19 protein-coding genes are annotated in these 20,558 nt (G+C 70.0%); 17 read left to right on the top strand and 2 right to left on the bottom strand.

Going from position 1 to position 20,558, the window contains the following annotated elements; all coding sequences use genetic code 11:
* Nucleotides 1-227 precede the first annotated feature (227 nt).
* From pgsA to OC490_RS45865, 15 genes are all read left to right on the top strand, one after another.
* The gene (gene pgsA, locus OC490_RS45935) at nucleotides 228-965 is read left to right on the top strand and encodes a phosphatidylinositol phosphate synthase (RefSeq protein WP_262064062.1); all 738 of its coding nucleotides are present in this window, start codon (nucleotides 228-230) and stop codon (nucleotides 963-965) included.
* Complete coding sequence (locus tag OC490_RS45930; RefSeq protein WP_262064023.1) at nucleotides 962-1,873, top strand: phosphatidylinositol mannoside acyltransferase; 912 nt, start codon at nucleotides 962-964, stop codon at nucleotides 1,871-1,873. Before pgsA ends, OC490_RS45930 begins: the two co-directional genes overlap by 4 nt.
* A complete protein-coding gene (locus tag OC490_RS45925; protein ID WP_262064022.1) occupies nucleotides 1,870-3,030 on the top strand; it encodes a glycosyltransferase family 4 protein in 1,161 nt (386 codons plus the stop codon). Before OC490_RS45930 ends, OC490_RS45925 begins: the two co-directional genes overlap by 4 nt.
* Before the next feature lie 173 nt (nucleotides 3,031-3,203).
* Nucleotides 3,204-3,746 carry a hypothetical protein gene (locus OC490_RS45920; RefSeq protein WP_262064021.1) on the top strand — a complete coding sequence of 181 codons (543 nt, stop codon included), beginning with the start codon at nucleotides 3,204-3,206 and terminating at the stop codon, nucleotides 3,744-3,746.
* 525 nt (nucleotides 3,747-4,271) lie between these two features.
* Nucleotides 4,272-5,120 (top strand): pyridoxal 5'-phosphate synthase lyase subunit PdxS, encoded by an 849-nt coding sequence (gene pdxS, locus OC490_RS45915; RefSeq protein WP_403653944.1) that lies wholly within the window; start codon nucleotides 4,272-4,274, stop codon nucleotides 5,118-5,120.
* The gene (pdxT, locus tag OC490_RS45910; RefSeq protein WP_262064019.1) at nucleotides 5,120-5,722 is read left to right on the top strand and encodes a pyridoxal 5'-phosphate synthase glutaminase subunit PdxT; all 603 of its coding nucleotides are present in this window, start codon (nucleotides 5,120-5,122) and stop codon (nucleotides 5,720-5,722) included. The genes pdxS and pdxT overlap by 1 nt, the downstream gene beginning before the upstream one ends.
* Before the next feature lie 51 nt (nucleotides 5,723-5,773).
* A complete protein-coding gene (locus OC490_RS45905) occupies nucleotides 5,774-6,526 on the top strand; it encodes a YebC/PmpR family DNA-binding transcriptional regulator (protein WP_200711355.1) in 753 nt (250 codons plus the stop codon).
* 138 nt (nucleotides 6,527-6,664) lie between these two features.
* Nucleotides 6,665-7,240: a crossover junction endodeoxyribonuclease RuvC gene (gene ruvC, locus OC490_RS45900; RefSeq protein ID WP_262064018.1), complete on the top strand. Its 576-nt coding sequence runs from the start codon at nucleotides 6,665-6,667 to the stop codon at nucleotides 7,238-7,240.
* Nucleotides 7,237-7,845 (top strand): Holliday junction branch migration protein RuvA, encoded by a 609-nt coding sequence (gene ruvA, locus OC490_RS45895; protein ID WP_262064017.1) that lies wholly within the window; start codon nucleotides 7,237-7,239, stop codon nucleotides 7,843-7,845. The genes ruvC and ruvA overlap by 4 nt, the downstream gene beginning before the upstream one ends.
* A 9-nt stretch (nucleotides 7,846-7,854) precedes the next feature.
* Nucleotides 7,855-8,925, top strand: coding sequence for a Holliday junction branch migration DNA helicase RuvB (gene ruvB / locus OC490_RS45890; RefSeq protein WP_093624529.1), 1,071 nt, complete (start codon nucleotides 7,855-7,857; stop codon nucleotides 8,923-8,925).
* A 165-nt stretch (nucleotides 8,926-9,090) separates the two neighbouring features.
* Nucleotides 9,091-9,597, top strand: coding sequence for a preprotein translocase subunit YajC (yajC, locus tag OC490_RS45885; protein ID WP_262064016.1), 507 nt, complete (start codon nucleotides 9,091-9,093; stop codon nucleotides 9,595-9,597).
* A gap of 143 nt (nucleotides 9,598-9,740) precedes the next feature.
* Nucleotides 9,741-11,522, top strand: coding sequence for a protein translocase subunit SecD (secD, locus tag OC490_RS45880; RefSeq protein WP_262064015.1), 1,782 nt, complete (start codon nucleotides 9,741-9,743; stop codon nucleotides 11,520-11,522).
* A gap of 1 nt (nucleotide 11,523) precedes the next feature.
* Nucleotides 11,524-12,642 carry a protein translocase subunit SecF gene (gene secF, locus OC490_RS45875; RefSeq protein ID WP_262064014.1) on the top strand — a complete coding sequence of 373 codons (1,119 nt, stop codon included), beginning with the start codon at nucleotides 11,524-11,526 and terminating at the stop codon, nucleotides 12,640-12,642.
* Nucleotides 12,639-13,178 carry an adenine phosphoribosyltransferase gene (locus tag OC490_RS45870; RefSeq protein ID WP_262064013.1) on the top strand — a complete coding sequence of 180 codons (540 nt, stop codon included), beginning with the start codon at nucleotides 12,639-12,641 and terminating at the stop codon, nucleotides 13,176-13,178. The genes secF and OC490_RS45870 overlap by 4 nt, the downstream gene beginning before the upstream one ends.
* 271 nt (nucleotides 13,179-13,449) lie before the next feature.
* Complete coding sequence (locus OC490_RS45865) at nucleotides 13,450-15,990, top strand: RelA/SpoT family protein (RefSeq protein WP_262064012.1); 2,541 nt, start codon at nucleotides 13,450-13,452, stop codon at nucleotides 15,988-15,990.
* A 70-nt stretch (nucleotides 15,991-16,060) separates the two neighbouring features.
* Here OC490_RS45865 and OC490_RS45860 read toward each other — a convergent pair whose 3' ends face one another.
* Nucleotides 16,061-17,290, bottom strand: a complete 1,230-nt coding sequence (locus tag OC490_RS45860) for a DUF349 domain-containing protein (protein ID WP_262064011.1) — start codon at nucleotides 17,288-17,290, stop codon at nucleotides 16,061-16,063.
* Between the two features lie 135 nt (nucleotides 17,291-17,425).
* Entirely contained in the window at nucleotides 17,426-18,244 is an 819-nt protein-coding gene (locus OC490_RS45855; RefSeq protein WP_262064010.1) for a peptidylprolyl isomerase, read from the bottom strand.
* Nucleotides 18,245-18,423: 179 nt separating this feature from the next.
* Between OC490_RS45855 and OC490_RS45850 the strand changes: the two genes are divergently transcribed.
* On the top strand, nucleotides 18,424-19,134 hold the full coding sequence (locus OC490_RS45850; protein WP_262064009.1) for an MBL fold metallo-hydrolase: 711 nt from the start codon (nucleotides 18,424-18,426) through the stop codon (nucleotides 19,132-19,134).
* A gap of 11 nt (nucleotides 19,135-19,145) precedes the next feature.
* Entirely contained in the window at nucleotides 19,146-20,408 is a 1,263-nt protein-coding gene (gene hisS / locus OC490_RS45845) for a histidine--tRNA ligase (RefSeq protein ID WP_262064008.1), read from the top strand.
* The last annotated feature ends 150 nt before the right edge of the window (nucleotides 20,409-20,558 follow it).

Raw genomic sequence — 20,558 nt, 5'->3', positions numbered from 1 at the left:
TGCCTCCCGTGCACGGTGAGGTCACTGTGGGCGCGGACACACGGTGCCGCGTGCGGTGGCGGCTCCGATGACGCCCGCGGTGGTTCGAGCTTTCCACTCCCGTCACGGTGCGTCCATACAGCGGACGCGATCGGGCCGTGACACCGAGGGCTTCGCCTCGTGCTGCAGCCATTCAAGACATGGGCGCGCGGGTGCCCGGCGGTCGCCCACGCGCGCGCGTGGCTACGATGGGCCAGCCGGTGGCCAGCAGGGGCCACGCGGCGACACCGACCCTCGGGAAGGCCATGCTGAACAAGTACGCGCGTGCATTCTTCACGCGTGTCCTCACGCCCTTCGCCGCGTTTCTGATCCGCCGGGGCGTCAGCCCCGACACGGTCACCCTCCTCGGCACCGCCGGAGTGGTCGCGGGCGCGCTGGTCTTCTACCCCATGGGCGAGTTCTTCTGGGGCACGATCGTGATCACGCTGTTCGTGTTCTCCGACCTCGTCGACGGCAACATGGCCCGCCAGCTGGGCCGCTCCAGCCGCTGGGGCGCCTTCCTGGACTCCACCCTCGACCGGGTGGCCGACAGCGCGGTCTTCGGCGGCCTGGCCCTCTGGTACGCGGGCGGCGGCGACAACATCGCCCTGTGCGCCGTCTCGATCTTCTGCCTGGCCAGCGGCCAGGTGGTGTCGTACACCAAGGCGCGCGGCGAGTCGATCGGTCTGCCGGTCGCCGTCAACGGTCTGGTCGAGCGGGCCGAGCGGCTCGTGATCTCGCTGGTCGCGTGCGGGCTCGCCGGTCTGCACAAGTTCGGCGTCCCGGGCATCCAGTGGCTGCTGCCGATCGCGCTGTGGATCGTCGCCGTGGGCAGCCTGGTCACGCTGATCCAGCGGGTCGTCACGGTCCGCCGGGAGGCCGCGGAAGCCGACGCCACGGCGGCCCAGGAGACCACCGAACAGCACAGCAGCGGGGCGACCCCGTGAGCAGTGCCCAGGAGCGGCTGACCGACGCGCTCTACGGCCTCGGCTGGGGCGCCGTCAAGAAGCTCCCCGAGCCGGCCGCCGTCCGGCTCGGCCGCACCATCGCCGACCTCGCCTGGAAGCGGCGCGGCAAGGGTGTGCAACGGCTGGAGAGCAACTACGCGCGCGTGGTGCCCGACGCGAGCCCCGAGCGGCTCGCCGAGCTCTCGCGCGCGGGCATGCGGTCGTACCTGCGCTACTGGATGGAGTCCTTCCGGCTCCCCGCCTGGAGCGCCGAGCGCGTGAAGGCGGGCTTCGACCCCAAGGACGTCCACCACCTGACCGAAGGCATCGCCTCCGACCGCGGTGTCATCCTCGCGCTGCCCCACATGGCCAACTGGGACCTCGCCGGCGCCTGGGTCACCACCAAGCTGGAGACCCCGTTCACCACGGTCGCCGAACGCCTCAAACCGGAGACGCTCTACGACCGGTTCGTGGCCTACCGCGAGGGCCTCGGCATGGAGGTCCTGCCGCACAGCGGCGGCACCGCCTTCGGCACGCTCGCCCGGCGACTGCGCGACGGCGGCCTGGTCTGCCTGGTCGCCGAGCGCGACCTGTCCGCCTCCGGGGTCGAGGTGAAGTTCTTCGGCGAGGCCACCCGCATGCCCGCAGGACCTGCCCTCCTCGCCCAGCAGACGGGCGCGCTGCTGCTCCCGGTGACGCTCTGGTACGACGACTCGCCGGTCATGCGGGGACGTGTCCATCCGCCCGTCGAGGTACCCGAGTCAGGTGACCGGGCCGAGAAGACGTCTGTCATGACACAGGCGCTGGCCGACGCCTTCGCCACCGGCATCGCCGACCACCCGGAGGACTGGCACATGCTGCAGCGCTTGTGGCTCGCGGATCTCGATCCGACGAAGGGGCCCTCGTGAGGATCGGTATCGTCTGCCCCTACTCCTGGGACGTGCCGGGCGGCGTCCAGTTCCACATCAGGGACCTCGCCGAGTACTTCATCCGGCTCGGCCACGAGGTGTCCGTCCTCGCTCCGGCCGACGACGACACCCCGCTGCCGCCGTACGTCGTCTCGGCAGGCCGTGCCGTCCCGGTGCCGTACAACGGCTCGGTGGCCCGGCTGAACTTCGGCTTCCTGTCCGCCGCCCGGGTCCGACGCTGGCTGCACGACGGCGAGTTCGACGTCATCCACATCCACGAGCCGACCTCGCCGTCGCTGGGCCTGCTGGCCTGCTGGGCGGCCTCGGGCCCGATCGTGGCGACCTTCCACACCTCGAACCCGCGCTCCCGGGCGATGATCGCCGCGTACGCGATCCTCCAGGCCGCGCTGGAGAAGATCAGCGCGCGGATCGCCGTGAGCGAGTACGCCCGCCGCACGCTCGTCGAACACCTCGGCGGGGACGCGGTCGTCATCCCGAACGGCGTCGACGTCGACTTCTTCGCCCGCGCCGAGCCCAAGCCCGAGTGGCAGGGGGAGACGATCGGCTTCATAGGGCGCATCGACGAACCCCGCAAGGGCCTCCCGGTGCTGATGAAGGCCCTCCCGAAGATCCTCGCCGAGCGCCCGAACGCCCGACTCCTGGTCGCCGGACGCGGCGACGAGGAGGAAGCCGTCGAGACGCTCCCCGAGGAACTGCGCTCACGCGTCGAGTTCCTCGGCATGATCAGCGACGACGACAAGGCCCGCTTCCTGCGCAGCATCGACCTCTACATCGCCCCCAACACCGGCGGCGAGAGCTTCGGCATCATCCTCGTCGAGGCCATGTCGGCGGGCGCCCCGGTCCTCGCCTCCGACCTGCCCGCCTTCGCGCAGGTCCTCGACCAGGGCGCGGCCGGCGAGCTGTTCACCAACGAGGACGCGGACACCCTCGCCGAGGCGGCCGTACGACTCCTGCGCGACCCCGAGCGGCTGGCGCAGCTGCGGCGGAGCGGGAGCGCGCACGTCCGGCGCTTCGACTGGTCGACGGTCGGGGCCGACATCCTGTCCGTGTACGAGACGGTGACGGCGGGCGCGGCGGCGGTGGCGACGGACGAACGCACGGGCCTGCGGGCGAGGTTCGGGTTGGCGCGGGACTGAGGGGCGGCGACTTCTCGGTGCGGGCCGGTATGTCGAGCCCGTCCGGCGTGTGAGGACGAGGCCGTTCAGGCCGAAGCGGGGGGCATGGGGGCGGCAGCCCCACAACGCCCGCACCAACACCCCGCACGACACCCGGCCAACCCCGGTGGAACGGCCCGGTAACCTTGCCGCCCGTGAGCGCAACTCTGATCTGGATCCTCGTCGCCCTGCTGGCGATCGGCCTGTACCTGAGCTGGACCGCGGGCCGGCTCGACCGGCTGCACACCCGGATCGACGCGGCCCGCGCGGCGCTCGACGCCCAACTGCTGCGCCGCGCCTCGGTGACGCAGGAGTTGGCCACCTCCGGAGTCCTCGACCCGGCCGCCTCGATCGTCCTCTACGAGGCCGCGCACGCCGCCCGGCAGGCCGAGGAGGAGCAACGGGAGTTCGCCGAGAGCGAGTTGAGCCAGGCCCTGCGCGCCGTCTTCGCCGAGCCCCCGCAGGTCGAGGGCGTCCGCGAGGCCCCCGGCGGAGAGGAGGCGGCCCGCGAACTCGCCGAGTCGGTCCGACGCGTCCCGATGGCCCGGCGCTTCCACAACGACGCCGTGGGCGCGGCCCGCCGCCTGCGCGAACACCGCAAGGTCCGCTGGTTCCACCTGGCCGGACACGCCCCGTTCCCGATGGCCTTCGAAATGGACGACGAGCCACCGGCGGCACTGGTGGACCGGGCCGCGTAGCGCCTGACCGGCGGATCAGGGCACAGGAAGCCGAGGATGTCGACAGGCTCCGGTCCGGCGGGCGGCGTGTGTGGCTGTGAGGCCGTGCTGTTGCGAGCCGACGGCACGGCGGGCGCTGCCGCGGGCAGGTGACGTCCCCGGGGGATGGCGCTCGACGGCAGCACCGCAGGTGAGCGCACCTGGGCCCGCGTCCGCGGCATGATCCGCCGGCGAGCCTCTGGATACGTACCGGTTCCGGTGAAGGAAGCGCGTGCGGTTGTCAGGCGGCGCTGTCCGGAGCCGCCCACAGCACGGCACGTGAGCGCACCCGGGCCCGTGCCTCGGCACCACCGCCGTTGCGCCCCCGGTGGCACAGCGGTTCGAAAACGATCCACCGGCTGTTCATTGGCCCTTGCTGTGGCCTGCATCTCTCGCGTTTCCTCAATAGTGCAGCAGCCCTCTTTCACTCAGTGAGGTCACCCCGTGTCCAGCACCCCCAGCTCCGCTCAGACTCCCGAGACCGGCACCGCGCGCGTGAAGCGCGGTATGGCCGAGCAGCTCAAGGGCGGTGTGATCATGGACGTGGTCAACGCCGAGCAGGCGAAGATCGCGGAGGACGCCGGTGCCGTGGCCGTCATGGCCCTGGAGCGGGTCCCCGCCGACATCCGCAAGGACGGCGGCGTGGCCCGGATGTCCGACCCGAACATGATCGAGGAGATCATCGAGGCGGTCTCCATCCCGGTCATGGCCAAGTCCCGCATCGGCCACTTCGTCGAGGCCCAGGTCCTGCAGTCCCTCGGCGTCGACTACATCGACGAGTCCGAGGTCCTCACCCCGGCCGACGAGGTCAACCACAGCGACAAGTTCGCCTTCACCACCCCCTTCGTCTGCGGTGCCACCAACCTGGGCGAGGCCCTGCGCCGTATCGCCGAGGGCGCCGCGATGATCCGCTCCAAGGGCGAGGCCGGCACCGGCAACGTCGTCGAGGCGGTCCGTCACCTGCGCCAGATCAAGAACGAGATCGCCCGTCTGCGCGGCTTCGACAACAACGAGCTGTACGCCGCCGCCAAGGACCTGCGCGCCCCGTACGAGCTGGTCCGCGAGGTCGCCGAGCTGGGCAAGCTCCCGGTCGTGCTGTTCTCCGCCGGTGGTGTCGCGACCCCAGCCGACGCCGCGCTGATGCGCCAGCTCGGTGCCGAGGGCGTCTTCGTCGGCTCCGGCATCTTCAAGTCCGGCGACCCGGCCAAGCGCGCCGCCGCCATCGTGAAGGCCACCACGTTCTACGACGACCCGAAGATCATCGCGGACGCGTCTCGCAACCTGGGCGAGGCCATGGTCGGCATCAACTGCGACACCCTCCCCGAGACCGAGCGTTACGCGAACCGGGGCTGGTGATGACCACTCCCGTAGTCGGAGTGCTCGCGCTCCAGGGCGACGTACGGGAGCACCTGATCGCCCTGGCCGCGGCCGACGCCGTGGCCAGGCAGGTCAGGCGCCCCGAGGAACTCGCCGAGGTGGACGCCCTCGTCATCCCCGGAGGTGAGTCCACCACCATCTCCAAGCTGGCCGTCCTCTTCGGAGTGATGGACCCCCTGCGCGCACGCGTGCGTGCCGGTATGCCCGTCTACGGCACCTGCGCCGGCCTGATCATGCTCGCCGACAAGATCCTCGACCCGCGCTCGGGCCAGGAGACCGTCGGCGGCATCGACATGATCGTGCGCCGCAACGCCTTCGGACGGCAGAACGAATCCTTCGAAGCAGCTGTCGACGTGCGGGGGATTGACGGCGATCCTGTGGAGGGCGTCTTCATCCGCGCCCCCTGGGTCGAGTCCGTCGGCGCCGAGACCGAGGTCCTCGCCGAACACGAGGGTCACATCGTCGCGGTCCGCCAGGGCAACGCGCTCGCCACGTCGTTCCACCCGGAACTGACCGGCGACCACCGCGTGCACTCCCTGTTCGTCGACATGGTGCGCGCGAACCTGGCTCCGGGGTCCTAGTAGGATCTCTGGGGTTCGTAAAGAGTTGGGTTACGCGAAGGAGACAGGCAGATGTCCGGCCACTCTAAATGGGCTACGACGAAGCACAAGAAGGCCGTGATCGACGCCAAGCGCGGCAAGCTCTTCGCGAAGATGATCAAGAACATCGAGGTCGCGGCCCGTACCGGTGGTGCCGATGTGTCCGGCAACCCGACGCTGTTCGACGCCATCCAGAAGGCCAAGAAGAGCTCGGTCCCGAACAAGAACATCGACTCCGCGGTCAAGCGCGGCGCCGGTCTCGAAGCCGGTGGCGCCGACTACGAGACGATCATGTACGAGGGTTACGGCCCCAACGGTGTCGCGGTGCTCATCGAGTGCCTCACCGACAACCGCAACCGCGCGGCCTCGGACGTCCGCGTCGCCATGACCCGCAACGGCGGGAACATGGCCGACCCCGGCTCCGTCTCGTACCTCTTCAACCGCAAGGGCGTCGTCGTCGTCCCCAAGGGCGAGCTGTCCGAGGACGACGTCCTGGGTGCCGTGCTCGACGCGGGCGCCGAGGAGGTCAACGATCTCGGTGAGTCCTTCGAGGTCATCTCCGAGGCCACCGACCTGGTCGCGGTCCGCACCGCGCTCCAGGAAGCCGGCATCGACTACGACTCCGCGGACGCCAACTTCGTCCCGACCATGCAGGTCGAGCTCGACGAGGACGGCGCCCGCAAGATCTTCAAGCTGATCGACGCCCTGGAGGACAGCGACGACGTGCAGAACGTCTTCGCCAACTTCGACGTCAGCGACGAGGTCATGGAGAAGGTCGACGCGTAGCGCTGCCGCGAGCTCAGCGGTATCGGCGGGCCGGGTGGGACACACGTCCCCCGGCCCGCCGCTGTTGTCGGTGGCAGCGGATAGCCTGGCGTGAAGTCAAAGATCACGTTCAGCTGCGAAGAGGCGAAGGGGGGCGCGGTGCGCGTACTCGGAGTCGACCCCGGTCTGACCCGCTGCGGTGTCGGTGTCGTCGAAGGCGTCGCGGGTCGGCCGCTCACCATGGTCGGCGTCGGTGTCGTACGGACCCCGGCGGACGCCGAGTTGGGGCTGCGCCTCGTCGCCATCGAGCAGGGCATCGAAGCGTGGCTGGACGAACACCGGCCCGAATTCGTCGCCGTGGAGCGGGTGTTCAGCCAGCACAACGTCCGTACGGTGATGGGCACCGCCCAGGCCAGCGCCGTAGCCATGCTGTGCGCCGCCCGGCGCGGCATCCCGGTCGCCCTGCACACCCCGAGCGAGGTCAAGGCAGCCGTCACCGGCAGCGGACGCGCCGACAAGGCCCAGGTCGGCGCCATGGTGACCCGGCTGCTCCGGCTCGACGCGCCCCCCAAGCCCGCCGACGCGGCCGACGCCCTCGCCCTCGCCATCTGCCACATCTGGCGGGCCCCCGCACAGCACCGCCTCCAACAGGCGGTCGCCCAGAACCGACTTCAGCAGGCCGTCGCCCTGCACGCAGCCAGGACTCCGAACGCATCGAAAGGCCGTACCGCATGATCGCCTTCGTCAGTGGCACGGTCGCCGCACTCGCTCCCGACGCCGCGGTGGTCGAGGTCGGCGGTGTCGGCATGGCGATCCAGTGCACGCCGAACACGCTGTCCACGCTCCGCCTCGGCAAGCCCGCCAAGCTCGCCACCTCGCTCGTCGTGCGCGAGGACTCGCTCACCCTGTACGGCTTCGTGGACGACGACGAACGCCAGATCTTCGAGCTGCTGCAGACCGCGACCGGTGTCGGCCCCCGGCTCGCACAGGCGATGCTGGCCGTGCACACCCCGGACGCGTTGCGCCGGGCGGTGGCCTCCGGTGACGAGAAGGCGCTGATGGCCGTGCCCGGCATCGGCAAGAAGGGCGCGCAGAAGCTGCTGCTTGAGTTCAAGGACCGGCTCGGTGCCCCGATGGGGTCCGCCCCGGCGATCGGCGCCCCGGTCACCAGCGGCTGGCGCGACCAACTGCACGCCGCCCTCATCGGCCTCGGGTACGCCACCCGTGAGGCCGACGAGGCCGTGGCCGCCGTAGCACCGCAGGCCGAGGCCGCCGAAGGGGCGCCGCAGGTGGGGCAGTTGCTCAAGGCCGCCCTGCAGACCCTGAACCGCGCCCGCTAGGAGACGTCAGTGAACTGGGACGACACGACCGACGAGACCGCCGCCGAGCGGCTGGTGGGCTCGGTCGCCGACCGCGAGGACCAGGCCGTCGAGGCCGCCCTGCGCCCCAAGGACCTGGGCGAGTTCATCGGCCAGGAGAAGGTCCGCGAACAGCTCGACCTGGTCCTGCGCGCCGCACGCGCGCGTGGCGCCACCGCCGACCACGTGCTGCTCTCCGGCGCCCCCGGCCTCGGCAAGACCACCCTCTCGATGATCATCGCGGCCGAGATGGGCGCCCCCATCCGCATCACCAGCGGCCCCGCCATCCAGCACGCCGGCGACCTCGCCGCGATCCTCTCCTCCCTCCAGGAGGGCGAGGTCCTCTTCCTCGACGAGATCCACCGCATGTCGAGGCCCGCCGAAGAGATGCTCTACATGGCGATGGAGGACTTCCGCGTCGACGTCATCGTCGGCAAGGGCCCCGGCGCCACCGCGATCCCGCTCGAACTGCCGCCGTTCACCCTGGTCGGCGCCACCACGCGCGCGGGACTGCTGCCGCCCCCGCTGCGCGACCGCTTCGGCTTCACCGCGCACATGGAGTTCTACGAACCCGCCGAGCTGGAGCGCGTCATCCACCGCTCGGCCAACCTCCTCGACGTGGAGATCGACCCCGCCGGCGCCGCCGAGATCGCCGGCCGCTCCCGCGGCACCCCCCGTATCGCCAACCGGCTGCTGCGCCGCGTCCGGGACTACGCGCAGGTCAAGGCCGACGGCTTCATCACCCGGGACATCGCCGGAGCGGCCCTCAAGGTGTACGAGGTCGACGGCCGCGGTCTCGACCGGCTCGACCGCGGTGTCCTCGAAGCGCTCCTCAAGCTGTTCGGCGGCGGACCGGTCGGCCTGTCCACGCTCGCGGTCGCCGTGGGGGAGGAGCGCGAGACCGTCGAAGAGGTCGCCGAACCCTTCCTCGTCCGCGAAGGTCTGCTGGCCCGTACCCCCCGGGGACGCGTCGCCACCCCTGCCGCGTGGGCCCATCTCGGCCTCACCCCGCCCCGCTCGTCAACCGGGGGAAACGGACAAGGGGACCTGTTCGGGGCGTGACGGCGGGGGCACTGGCCGGGTCAGGAACCCCGGTGCCATGCTGTGCGTTGTTCCATCAGCGTGGACTCGCTTAGACTCCGCCGATGCCGCCTTTGTGGGCGGCGCCGACCACCCCCATCCACCAGGCCGCTCACCGCCGCGGTCGTGCGAAGGAAATTCCGTCCCGTGAATATCGTGACCCTCCTCCCGTTCATCGTGCTCATCGGGGCCATGTTCCTGATGACCCGCTCTGCCAAGCGCAAGCAGCAGGCGGCCGCGTCGATGCGTAATGACATGCAGCCCGGCACCGGCGTCCGCACGATCGGGGGCGTGTACGCGACGGTCAAGGAGGTCAACGAGGAGACGGTTCTCCTCGACGCCGGCCCCGGTGTCGAGCTCCTCTTCGCGAAGAACGCGATCGGCGCCGTCCTCACCGACGACGAGTACAACCGCATCGTTCACGGCATCGAGCACGACCTGAAGGACGACTCCGACGTCGTCCCGGACGACGCTTCCTCCCTCACCGAGACCGACGAGCCCGCCGCCGACTCTTCCGACGACAAGCCCATCGACCTCGGCAAGAAGGACGCGGCCGAAGAGCCCGCCGACGCCACCGAGGAGCAGGCCGAGGCCGCCGAGGCCAAGACGGACGAAGAGCCGAAGAAGACCGACGGCGACTCCGACGCGAAGTAAGTCACGTCCCGGGAGCGCGGCGCGACCCGCTCGCGCCCCGCGCACCCCGGGTACGTGCGTCGCTCGCACGGGATCCCGACACCATGTCATGGCCGCAGGCGCGCTGACCCGGCGCGGAGCGGCCCGAGAGGGAGTACGAGAAGGTGGCAGCACCTAAGAGGGGCCGTAGCGCGAGCGCCCAGAGCAAGCCAGGGCGCTCGCTGGCCCTCATCCTGATCGCCATCGTGGCGCTCACCGGTGGCATGTTCGCATCCGGGCACACCACTCCGCGTCTCGGCATCGACCTGGCCGGCGGCACGAGCATCACCCTCCGGGCCGTCCCGGAGAAGGGCCAGGAATCCGCGATCAACAAGGCCAACATGGACACCGCGGTCGACATCATGAACCGCCGTGTCAATGGTCTTGGTGTCTCGGAGGCCGAGGTCCAGACGCAGGGCTCCAGGAACATCATCGTCAACATCCCCAAGGGCACGAACTCGGAGCAGGCGCGGCAGCAGGTCGGTACCACGGCCAAGCTGTACTTCCGCCCGGTCCTGGCCACGGAGGCGTCGGTCGGCGCCGCGGCGAGCCCGTCCCCGAGCGCGTCCGGCAGTGCTTCCAGCAGCCCGTCGAGCTCGGCCAGCCCCAAGACGACGGCTTCCTCGTCCAAGACCGGCTCCGCGACACCGTCGGCCTCCTCCACCTCGCAGGGACGTGCGGCGAGCGACGCGCTGAAGGCCGACTCCACCCCGTCCGCGAGCGCAAGCGCCTCGGCCTCGGCCAGCGCCACCCCGTCGGCGTCCAGCAGCGCCGCCGCCAGCGCGGCGGCGGCCAAGCTGGAGGCGCAGTACACCGCGCTCGACTGCTCCAAGAAGTCGGTCCAGAACACCGCGGGCAGGGATGCGAAGGCCACCGACGCGACCGTGGCCTGCGGCCAGGTCTCCGGCGTCTGGTACAAGTACGTGCTCGGCCCCGCCGCGGTCGACGGCACCGACGTCAAGAAGGCCGCGGCCGTCCTGAACACGACGACCGCCGCCGGCTGGCAGGTCACCATGGACTTCACCGGCAAGGGCGGCGACAAGTTCGCCAAGGTCACCGGTGAACTGGCGAAGAACACCGCCCCGCAGAACGAGTTCGGCATCGTCCTCGACGGCCAGGTCGTCTCCAGCCCCTCCGTCAGCTCGTCGATTACCGGCGGCAGCGCGGAGATCTCCGGCAGCTTCTCCCAGCAGGAGGCCCAGAGCCTCGCCAACATGCTGTCGTACGGCGCCCTGCCGCTGACCTTCAAGACGGACAGCGTCACCACGGTGACCGCGGCGCTCGGCGGTGAGCAGCTGCACGCCGGTCTGATCGCGGGCGCGATCGGCCTCGCGCTGGTCGTCATCTACCTGCTGATCTTCTACCGCGGCCTGTCGGTCATCGCGATCCCCTCGCTGCTGGTCTCCGCGATCCTCACCTACGTGATCATGGCGCTGCTCGGCCCGGGCATCGGCTTCGCGCTGAACCTGCCGGCCGTCTGCGGTGCGATCGTCGCGATCGGTATCACCGCGGACTCGTTCATCGTGTTCTTCGAACGCATCCGGGACGAGATCCGCGAGGGCCGCTCGCTGCGTCCCTCCGTCGAGCGGGCCTGGCCCCGTGCCCGGCGAACCATCCTGGTCTCCGACTTCGTGTCGTTCCTCGCCGCCGCGGTGCTGTTCATCGTCACCGTCGGCAAGGTCCAGGGCTTCGCGTTCACGCTCGGTCTGACCACCGTGCTCGACGTCGTCGTGGTCTTCCTCTTCACCAAGCCGCTGATGACCATCCTTGCCCGCAGGAAGTTCTTCGCGGGCGGCCACAAGTGGTCCGGCATCGACCCGAAGGCGCTGGGTGCCAAGCCGCCGCTGCGCCGCACCCGCCGTCCCGCCGGTTCTGCCGCGGGCCCTGTCGACCCGAAGGAGGCGTGAGATGTCGAAGCTCGGCAACCTCGGCGCCCGGCTGCACCGTGGCGAGGTCGGCTACGACTTCGTCGGCAATCGCAAGATCTGGTACGGCATCTCGATCCTGATCACCATCACGGCCATCCTCGGCCTGACGGTGCGCGGCCTGAACATGGGCATCGAGTTCCAGGGCGGCGCCGCCTTCACCACGCCGAAGGGCATGAGCGCCTCGGTGAGCCAGGCGGAGAAGTACGCCGAGGACGCCTCCGGTCACGACGCGGTCGTCCAGAAGCTCGGTGACGGCAGCCTGCGCATCCAGATCGCCGGCATCGACACGGACAAGTCCGACAGCATCAAGAAGCAGCTGTCGAAGGACCTGAACGTCAGCTCCGAGAGCATCGCCGCCGACCTGGTCGGCCCCAGCTGGGGTGACCAGATCGCCAACAAGGCCTGGGAGGGCCTGGCGATCTTCATGGTGCTGGTCGTGATCTACCTGGCGATCGCCTTCGAGTGGCGCATGGCCCTGGCCGCGCTCGTCGCCCTGATCCACGACATCACCATCACCATCGGCATCTACGCCCTCGTCGGCTTCGAGGTCACGCCCGGCACGGTGATCGGTCTGCTGACCATCCTCGGTTACTCGCTCTACGACACGGTCGTCGTCTTCGACAGCCTCAAGGAGCAGACCAAGGACATCACCAAGCAGACCCGCTGGACCTACAGCGACATCGCCAACCGCTCCATCAACGGCACCCTGGTGCGTTCCATCAACACCACGGTCGTCGCGCTGCTGCCGGTCGCGGCCCTGCTGTTCATCGGCGGCGGTTTCCTCGGCGCGGGTGTCCTCAACGACATCTCGCTGTCGCTGTTCGTCGGCCTCGCGGCCGGTGCGTACTCCTCGATCTTCATCGCCACGCCGCTCGTCGCCGACCTCAAGGAGGCCGAGCCGCAGATGAAGGCGCTCAAGAAGCGCGTCCTCGCCAAGCGGGCCCAGGCCGCCGCGCAGGGCGAGCCGGTCGAGCCCGAGGTCACCGACCCCGCGGACGACGACTACGACGACGAGGACGCGGCAGCCGTCGTAGGACCGCGCACGCAGCCGGCGTCCCGCAACCGCGGCCGTGGCCGCCCCTCGGGGAAGCGCCGATGACCGACGTCCAGGAGCTGCTGCTCAGCCGTATCCGCGATGTGGCCGACTACCCGGAGCCGGGTGTGATGTTCAAGGACATCACCCCGCTCCTGGCGGACCCGGCCGCGTTCACGGCCCTCACGGACGCGCTCGCCGAGGTCGTCGAGCGCACCGGCGCCACCAAGGTCGTCGGCCTGGAGGCCCGCGGCTTCATCCTCGGGGCTCCGGTGGCCGTCCGCGCGGGCGTCGGCTTCATCCCCGTACGCAAGGCGGGCAAGCTCCCCGGAGCCACCCTCAGCCAGGCGTACGACCTGGAGTACGGCTCCGCCGAGATCGAGGTGCACGCCGAGGACCTGTCGGCCGAGGACCGCATCCTGATCGTGGACGACGTCCTGGCCACGGGCGGCACGGCCGAGGCCTCGATCCAGCTGATCCGCCGGGCGGGCGCGCAGGTCGCCGGCCTCGCGGTCCTGATGGAACTGGGCTTCCTCGCGGGCCGCGCCCGCCTGGAACCGGCCCTGGACGGCGCCCCGCTGGAAGCGCTGCTGGTGGTCTGAAGCCGACAGCACGTCCTACGGCGATTTCGAGAACGGCCGCCCCGGTACCACCGGGGCGGCCGTTCCCGTGCTCCCCGGGGCACGGGGCTGTCTGCTGCCGGACACCTTCAAGGCGCCCTCACGTCACCATCGGAATGCCGGCGGCAGTCCCTCGTGTTTCACCGGTAGACGGCCCTCACATCGGCCTGAAGGCGATCCCCGAGCCCGGGATCGCTACCATGGGCACTCCGGAGCCTGACCGGGGGACCCGGATCCCGCACGAGGAGTCCTCTTGGCAGACGAGGCCCAGCCCCTGACCGCCGCCAAGCCCGAGCCCACCCCGGGCCCCGCGGCGGAGCCCGCGCCCGGCGCGACGACCGCGCCCAGCGAGCCGAGCGGGACGGCGGAGCACGCCCAGACGGCGCCCGCCGACAAGGCGGCCGAGCCCTCGCGCCCCAAGCCCGACCAGCCCGAGCGCCCTGCGGCGGCCCCCGCGCCCCGGCCCACCGCCGGTCAGCCCGCCCGCACCGGCGGTGGCTCCTCCAACCGCGTCCGCGCCCGCCTGGCCCGCCTCGGCGTCCAGCGCTCCAACCCGTACAACCCGGTCCTGGAGCCCCTGCTGCGGATAGTGCGCAGCAACGACCCGAAGATCGAGACAGCCACCCTCCGTCAGGTCGAGAGCGCCTACCAGGTCGCCGAGCGCTGGCACCGCGGCCAGAAGCGCAAGAGCGGCGACCCGTACATCACGCACCCGCTCGCCGTCACCACGATCCTCGCCGAGCTGGGCATGGACCCGGCGACGCTGATGGCCGGCCTGCTGCACGACACCGTCGAGGACACCGAGTACGGCCTCGACCAGCTCCGCCGCGACTTCGGCGACTCCGTCGCCCTCCTCGTCGACGGCGTCACCAAGCTGGACAAGGTCAAGTTCGGCGAGGCCGCGCAGGCCGAGACCGTGCGCAAGATGGTCGTCGCCATGGCCAAGGACCCGCGCGTCCTGGTCATCAAGCTCGCCGACCGTCTGCACAACATGCGCACCATGCGCTACCTCAAGCGCGAGAAGCAGGAGAAGAAGGCGCGCGAGACCCTGGAGATCTACGCGCCGCTCGCCCACCGCCTGGGCATGAACACCATCAAGTGGGAACTGGAGGACCTCGCCTTCGCGATCCTCTACCCCAAGATGTACGACGAGATCGTCCGGCTGGTGGCCGAGCGGGCACCGAAGCGTGACGAGTACCTGGCCATAGTGACCGACGAGGTCCAGACCGACCTGCGCGCCGCCCGCATCAAGGCGACCGTCACCGGCCGCCCGAAGCACTACTACAGCGTCTACCAGAAGATGATCGTCCGCGGTCGCGACTTCGCGGAGATCTACGACCTGGTGGGCATCCGCGTCCTCGTGGACACCGTCCGCGACTGCTACGCGGCCCTCGGCACCGTGCACGCGCGATGGAACCCGGTCCCCGGCCGGTTCAAGGACTACATCGCGATGCCCAAGTTCAACATGTACCAGTCGCTGCACACGACGGTGATCGGCCCCAACGGCAAGCCTGTCGAGCTCCAGATCCGCACCTTCGACATGCACCGCCGCGCCGAGTACGGCATCGCCGCGCACTGGAAGTACAAGCAGGAGGCCGTCGCCGGCACCTCCAAGGTGCGCTCGGACGCGCCCCGGACCACCGGCAAGGACGACCACCTCAACGACATGGCGTGGCTGCGCCAGTTGCTCGACTGGCAGAAGGAGACCGAGGACCCGGGCGAGTTCCTGGAGTCCCTGCGCTTCGACCTGTCCCGCAACGAGGTCTTCGTCTTCACGCCCAAGGGCGACGTGATAGCGCTGCCCGCCGGCGCGACTCCCGTGGACTTCTCGTACGCGGTGCACACCGAGGTCGGCCACCGGACCATAGGAGCACGGGTCAACGGGCGGCTCGTACCGCTCGAATCCACCCTGGACAACGGCGACCTGGTGGAGGTCTTCACCTCCAAGGCGCCCGGCGCCGGCCCCTCCCGCGACTGGCTCGGCTTCGTCAAGTCGCCGCGCGCCCGCAACAAGATCAGAGCCTGGTTCTCCAAGGAGCGCCGGGACGAGGCGATCGAGCAGGGCAAGGACGCCATCGCCCGCGCGATGCGCAAACAGAACCTGCCGATCCAGCGCATCCTGACCGGCGACTCCCTGGTCACGCTCGCGCACGAGATGCGCTACCCCGACATCTCCTCGCTGTACGCGGCGATCGGCGAGGGCCACGTCGCCGCGCAGAACGTCGTGCAGAAGCTGGTGCAGGCGCTCGGCGGCGAGGAGGCGGCCACCGAGGAGATCGACGAGAGCGTGCCGCCGGCGCACGGCCGCGGCCGCAAGCGGCGGACGAACGCCGACCCGGGTGTCGTCGTCAAGGGCGTCGACGACGTGTGGGTCAAACTGGCCCGCTGCTGCACGCCCGTTCCCGGCGACCCCATCATCGGTTTCGTCACCCGGGGTAGCGGCGTATCGGTTCACCGCAGTGACTGCGTCAACGTGGAGTCACTGTCCCGCGAACCCGAGCGCATCCTGGAAGTCGAGTGGGCGCCCACCCAGTCCTCGGTCTTCCTGGTCGCCATCCAGGTGGAGGCCCTGGACCGCTCCCGGCTCCTCTCGGACGTCACCCGCGTCCTGTCCGACCAGCACGTCAACATCCTGTCCGCGGCCGTCCAGACCTCCCGCGACCGCGTCGCCACCTCCCGCTTCACCTTCGAGATGGGCGACCCCAAGCACCTGGGCCACGTCCTGAAGGCGGTCAGGGGAGTGGAGGGCGTCTACGACGTCTACCGCGTGACGTCGGCGCGCAACAAGTCGTAGCGCATACGCGGAAGGGGCTCCCGTACGCGATGTACGGGAGCCCCTTCCTCATGCCTACGACATCGTGTTGTCAGCCGCCGAACTCCTGGAGGCCCTTCAGCGCCTGGTCCAGCAGGGCCTGACGGCCCTCCAACTCGCGTTCCAGTTTGTCGGCCCGGGAGTTGTTGCCCTGGGTCCGCGCCTGCTCGATCTGGCCCCTGAGCTTGTCCACCGCCGCCTGGAGCTGACCGGTCAGACCCTCGGCACGCGCGCGTGCCTCCGGGTTCGTCCGGCGCCACTCGGTCTCCTCGGAGTCCTGGAGGGCCCGCTCGACCGTGTGCATCCGGCCCTCGACCTTCGGGCGGGAGTCACGCGGCACATGGCCGATGGCCTCCCAGCGCTCGTTGATCGAGCGGAAGGCCGCGCGGGCGGCCTTGAGGTCGCCGATCGGCAGCAGCTTCTCGGCCTCCTCGGCGAGCTCCTCCTTGAGCTTCAGGTTCTCCGTCTGCTCGGCGTCCCGCTCGGCGAAGACCGAGCTGCGGGCGGCGAAGAAGACGTCCTGGGCGCCGCGGAAGCGGTTCCACAGATCGTCCTCGTGCTCGCGCTGTGCGCGGCCCGCCGCCTTCCAGTCGGACATCAGCTCGCGGTACCGAGCGGCCGTGGGACCCCAGTCCGTCGAGGCCGACAGACCCTCGGCCTCGGCGACCAGCTTCTCCTTGGTCTTGCGGGCCTCCTCGCGCTGCGCGTCCAGCGACGCGAAGTGCGCCTTGCGGCGCTTGGAGAAGGCCGACCGGGCGTGCGAGAAGCGGTGCCACAGCTCGTCGTCCGACTTGCGGTCCAGGCGCGGCAGACCCTTCCAGGTGTCCACCAGGGCGCGCAGCCGCTCACCGGCGGCCCGCCACTGGTCGGACTGCGCCAGCTCCTCCGCCTCGACGACCAGCGCCTCCTTGGAGTGCCTGGCCTCGTCGGACTGCTTGGCGCGCTGCTGCTTGCGCTCCTCGCGGCGCGCCTCGACGGTCTCCACGAGCTTGTCGAGCCGGACCCGCAGCGCGGCGAGATCGCCGACCGCGTGGTGGGCGTCGACCTGCTCGCGCAGATGGTCGACGGCGGCCTGCGCGTCCTTCGCCGACAGGTCGGTGGTCTTCACGCGCTTTTCGAGGAGGCCGATCTCGACAACCAGGCCCTCATACTTGCGTTCGAAGTAAGCCAGCGCCTCGTCAGGGGAGCCGGCCTGCCAGGAACCGACGACCTGCTCGCCGTCGGCCGTACGCACGTACACGGTCCCCGTCTCGTCGACGCGTCCCCACGGGTCGCTGCTCACAGCGCCTCCTCCACATGATGCCTGCACAGGGCCTCTGTGCCCCCGGGCATCGTCCACAGTTTCGTCACGGCCAACATAGGCGACCGGCGGGTTGCCTGTCCGCATCCCGCGCGACCGAAGTTTCGCTGTTGACGGTCAGGATTTGGTGACCGTCGCCTTGTTGATCACGACGGTCGCGTTCGGTGCGCCGTCGCCCTGCCCCGTGCTCTCACCGGCCGCCGCGATCTTGTTCAGCACCTTCATCCCGGAGGCCGAGATGGTACCGAACGGGGTGTAGCTCGCCGGGAGCGGACTGGCCTTGAAGACGAGGAAGAACTGGCTGCCGCCGGTGTGCTTCTGACCGGTGTTGGCCATCGCCACCGTGCCCGCCGGATACGACCCGCCCTTGAGGCTGGTGTCCTTCAGGTTCTCGTCCGGGATCGTGTAGCCGGGACCGCCGCTGCCGGCGCCCGTCGGGTCGCCGCACTGCAGCACGTAGATGTTGCTGGTGGTGAGCCGGTGGCACTTCGTGTGGTCGAAGTAGCCCTTGGCGGCAAGGAAGTCGAACGAGTTCACCGTGTGCGGCGCGGCCTTCGTCTTCAGCGCGATGTCGATGTCGCCGCAGGTCGTCGCCAGCTTCATCGTGTACTTGGCCGACGTGTCGATCGTCATCGCCGGCTCCTTCTTCCAGCTCAGCGTCTTGATCTTGCCCGCGGCCGGTTTCGCGCACGGGTCCGGCGCCTTGCTCGTCGCCGAGGCGCTGGGCGTCACGTCCGCGCTCGCGTTGGACTTGTCGTCGTCCTTCATGACCCCGGTCGTGTACAGCAGCACACTGCCGATCACGATCACGCCGAGCACCGACGCGATCACCGAGTTGCGCGCCCGCGCCTTGCGCCGAGCGGCCGTGCGCCGCTGCTGCTGCCGCAAGAACTTCTCCCGCGCGAGCTGCCGCTTCCGCTGTTCCTGGGTGACCACCGGATTCTCTCCTCATGCGTCTCGTACGTCGACTGGGACGCGTGCGTCTTGTGAGCCGACCGCCTGCGTGTGTCCCGTACCGTATATGGGTTCGCTGAGGATTCGGCAGCGCCGGTAGGCTCTGACCACTGACGCAGGGATCCTTATCCCCACCCGTATCGACACAACGAAGGACGATCGTGCTCATTGCCGGGTTCCCCGCCGGGGCCTGGGGGACGAACTGTTATCTCGTCGCCCCCGCCGCCGGTGAGGAGTGCGTGATCATCGACCCGGGCCATCAGGCCGCCGAGGGAGTCGAGGAAGCGCTCAGGAAGCATCGGCTCAAGCCCGTCGCGGTCGTCCTCACCCATGGCCACATCGACCATGTGGCCTCGGTCGTCCCGGTGTGCGGCGCGCACGACGTGCCGGCCTGGATCCACCCCGAGGACCGGTTCATGATGAGCGACCCCGAGAAGGCGCTCGGCCGCTCGATCGGGATGCCGCTGATGGGCGAGCTGACCGTGGGGGAGCCCGACGAGGTCAGGGAGCTGACCGACGGCGCGCGGCTGGAGCTGGCGGGACTGGAGTTCTCGGTCGCGCACGCGCCGGGCCATACGAAGGGGTCGGTGACGTTCCGGATGCCCGAGAACACGGAGATTCCCTCCGTGTTCTTCTCCGGGGATCTGCTCTTCGCCGGCTCCATCGGACGCACCGACCTGCCCGGCGGCTCCCACGCCGAGATCCTCGACTCGCTGGCCCGTGTGTGCCTGCCGCTCGACGACTCGACCGTGGTGCTGTCCGGCCACGGCCCCCAGACGACCATCGGCCAGGAGCGCGCCACCAACCCGTATCTGCGGGAGGTGGCCGCCGGCCAGGGAGCCGACGTGAAGGCTCCCCGACGAGGAATGTGACGAGAACTTCCGTGAGCACCTTTCAGGCCCCCAAGGGCACGTACGACCTGATTCCGCCGGAGTCGGCCAAGTACCTCGCCGTGCGCGAGGCCATCGCCACCCCGCTGCGCAACTCCGGCTACGGCTACATCGAGACGCCCGGCTTCGAGAACGTCGAGCTGTTCGCGCGCGGTGTCGGTGAGTCCACCGACATCGTGACCAAGGAGATGTACGCCTTCGAGACCAAGGGCGGCGACCAGCTCGCCCTCCGCCCCGAGGGCACGGCGTCCGTGCTGCGCGCGGCACTTGAGGCCAACCTGCACAAGCTGGGCAACCTCCCGGTCAAGCTCTGGTACTCGGGCTCCTACTACCGTTACGAGCGCCCCCAGAAGGGCCGTTACAGGCACTTCTCCCAGGTCGGTGCCGAGGCGATCGGTGCCGAGGACCCGGCGCTGGACGCCGAGTTGATCATCCTGGCGGACCAGGCGTACCGCTCCCTGGGCCTCAGGAACTTCCGCATCCTCCTCAACAGCCTGGGCGACAAGGAGTGCCGTCCGGTGTACCGGGAGGCGCTGCAGAACTTCCTCCGGGGCCTGGACCTCGACGAGGAGACCCTGCGCCGCGCGGACATCAACCCGCTCCGCGTCCTCGACGACAAACGCCCGGACGTCCAGAAGCAGTTGACGGACGCCCCGCTGCTCCGCGACTACCTGTGCGACGCGTGCAAGGCGTACCACGAAGAGGTCCGCGAGCTGATCACGGCAGCGGGCGTCGGTTTCGAGGACGACCCGAAGCTGGTCCGCGGCCTGGACTACTACACCCGTACGACCTTCGAGTTCGTCCACGACGGCCTGGGCTCCCAGTCCGCGGTGGGCGGCGGCGGTCGCTACGACGGCCTCTCCGAGATGATCGGCGGCCCCGCGCTGCCCTCCGTGGGCTGGGCGTTGGGCGTCGACCGTACGGTCCTGGCCCTGGAGGCGGAGGGCGTCGAACTCCAGCTCCCCGCGTCCACCAGCGTGTTCGCGGTCCCGCTCGGTGAGGAGGCCCGCCGGGTTCTCTTCGCCAAGGTGACGGAGCTGCGCAAGCTGGGCATCGCGGCCGACTTCTCCTACGGCGCCAAGGGGCTCAAGGGCGCCATGAAGAACGCCAACCGCAGTGGTGCTCGCTACACGATCGTCGCCGGTGAGCGGGATCTCGCCGAGGGGGTAGTGCAGTTGAAGGACATGGAGTCCGGGGAGCAGTCGGCGGTCGGGGTGAACGAGATCGTGGCGGAGCTGGAGTCGAAGCTCGGCTGAGGACCGGGTTTTTCGCCCCCGCCGCCCCTACCCGTCCCATCGTTTTGGGGCTCCGCCCCAGACCCCGCTCCTCAAACGCCGGAGGGGCTGGATTCTTCAGCCCGTCCGGCGTTTGAGGACGAGGCCGTTCAGGCCGAAGCGGGGGTCTGG

It is taken from the genome of Streptomyces sp. STR69 (assembly GCF_024519455.1).
Lineage (GTDB): Bacteria > Actinomycetota > Actinomycetes > Streptomycetales > Streptomycetaceae > Streptomyces.
The sequence above is the reverse complement of the archived record's forward strand: the minus strand, read 5'-3'. Positions and strand labels throughout refer to the sequence as shown.

Bases quoted from the DNA above. Each gene is read 5' to 3' on its own strand.
- pgsA (WP_262064062.1), top strand. From the start codon at position 228: ATGGGCCAGCCGGTGGCCAGCAGGGGCCACGCGGCGACACCGACCCTC.
- OC490_RS45905 (WP_200711355.1), top strand. From the start codon at position 5,774: ATGTCCGGCCACTCTAAATGGGCTACGACGAAGCACAAGAAGGCCGTG.
- OC490_RS45870 (WP_262064013.1), top strand. From the start codon at position 12,639: ATGACCGACGTCCAGGAGCTGCTGCTCAGCCGTATCCGCGATGTGGCC.
- ruvA (WP_262064017.1), top strand. From the start codon at position 7,237: ATGATCGCCTTCGTCAGTGGCACGGTCGCCGCACTCGCTCCCGACGCC.
- secF (WP_262064014.1), top strand. From the start codon at position 11,524: ATGTCGAAGCTCGGCAACCTCGGCGCCCGGCTGCACCGTGGCGAGGTC.
- pdxT (WP_262064019.1), top strand. From the start codon at position 5,120: ATGACCACTCCCGTAGTCGGAGTGCTCGCGCTCCAGGGCGACGTACGG.
- pdxS (WP_403653944.1), top strand. From the start codon at position 4,272: ATGGCCGAGCAGCTCAAGGGCGGTGTGATCATGGACGTGGTCAACGCC.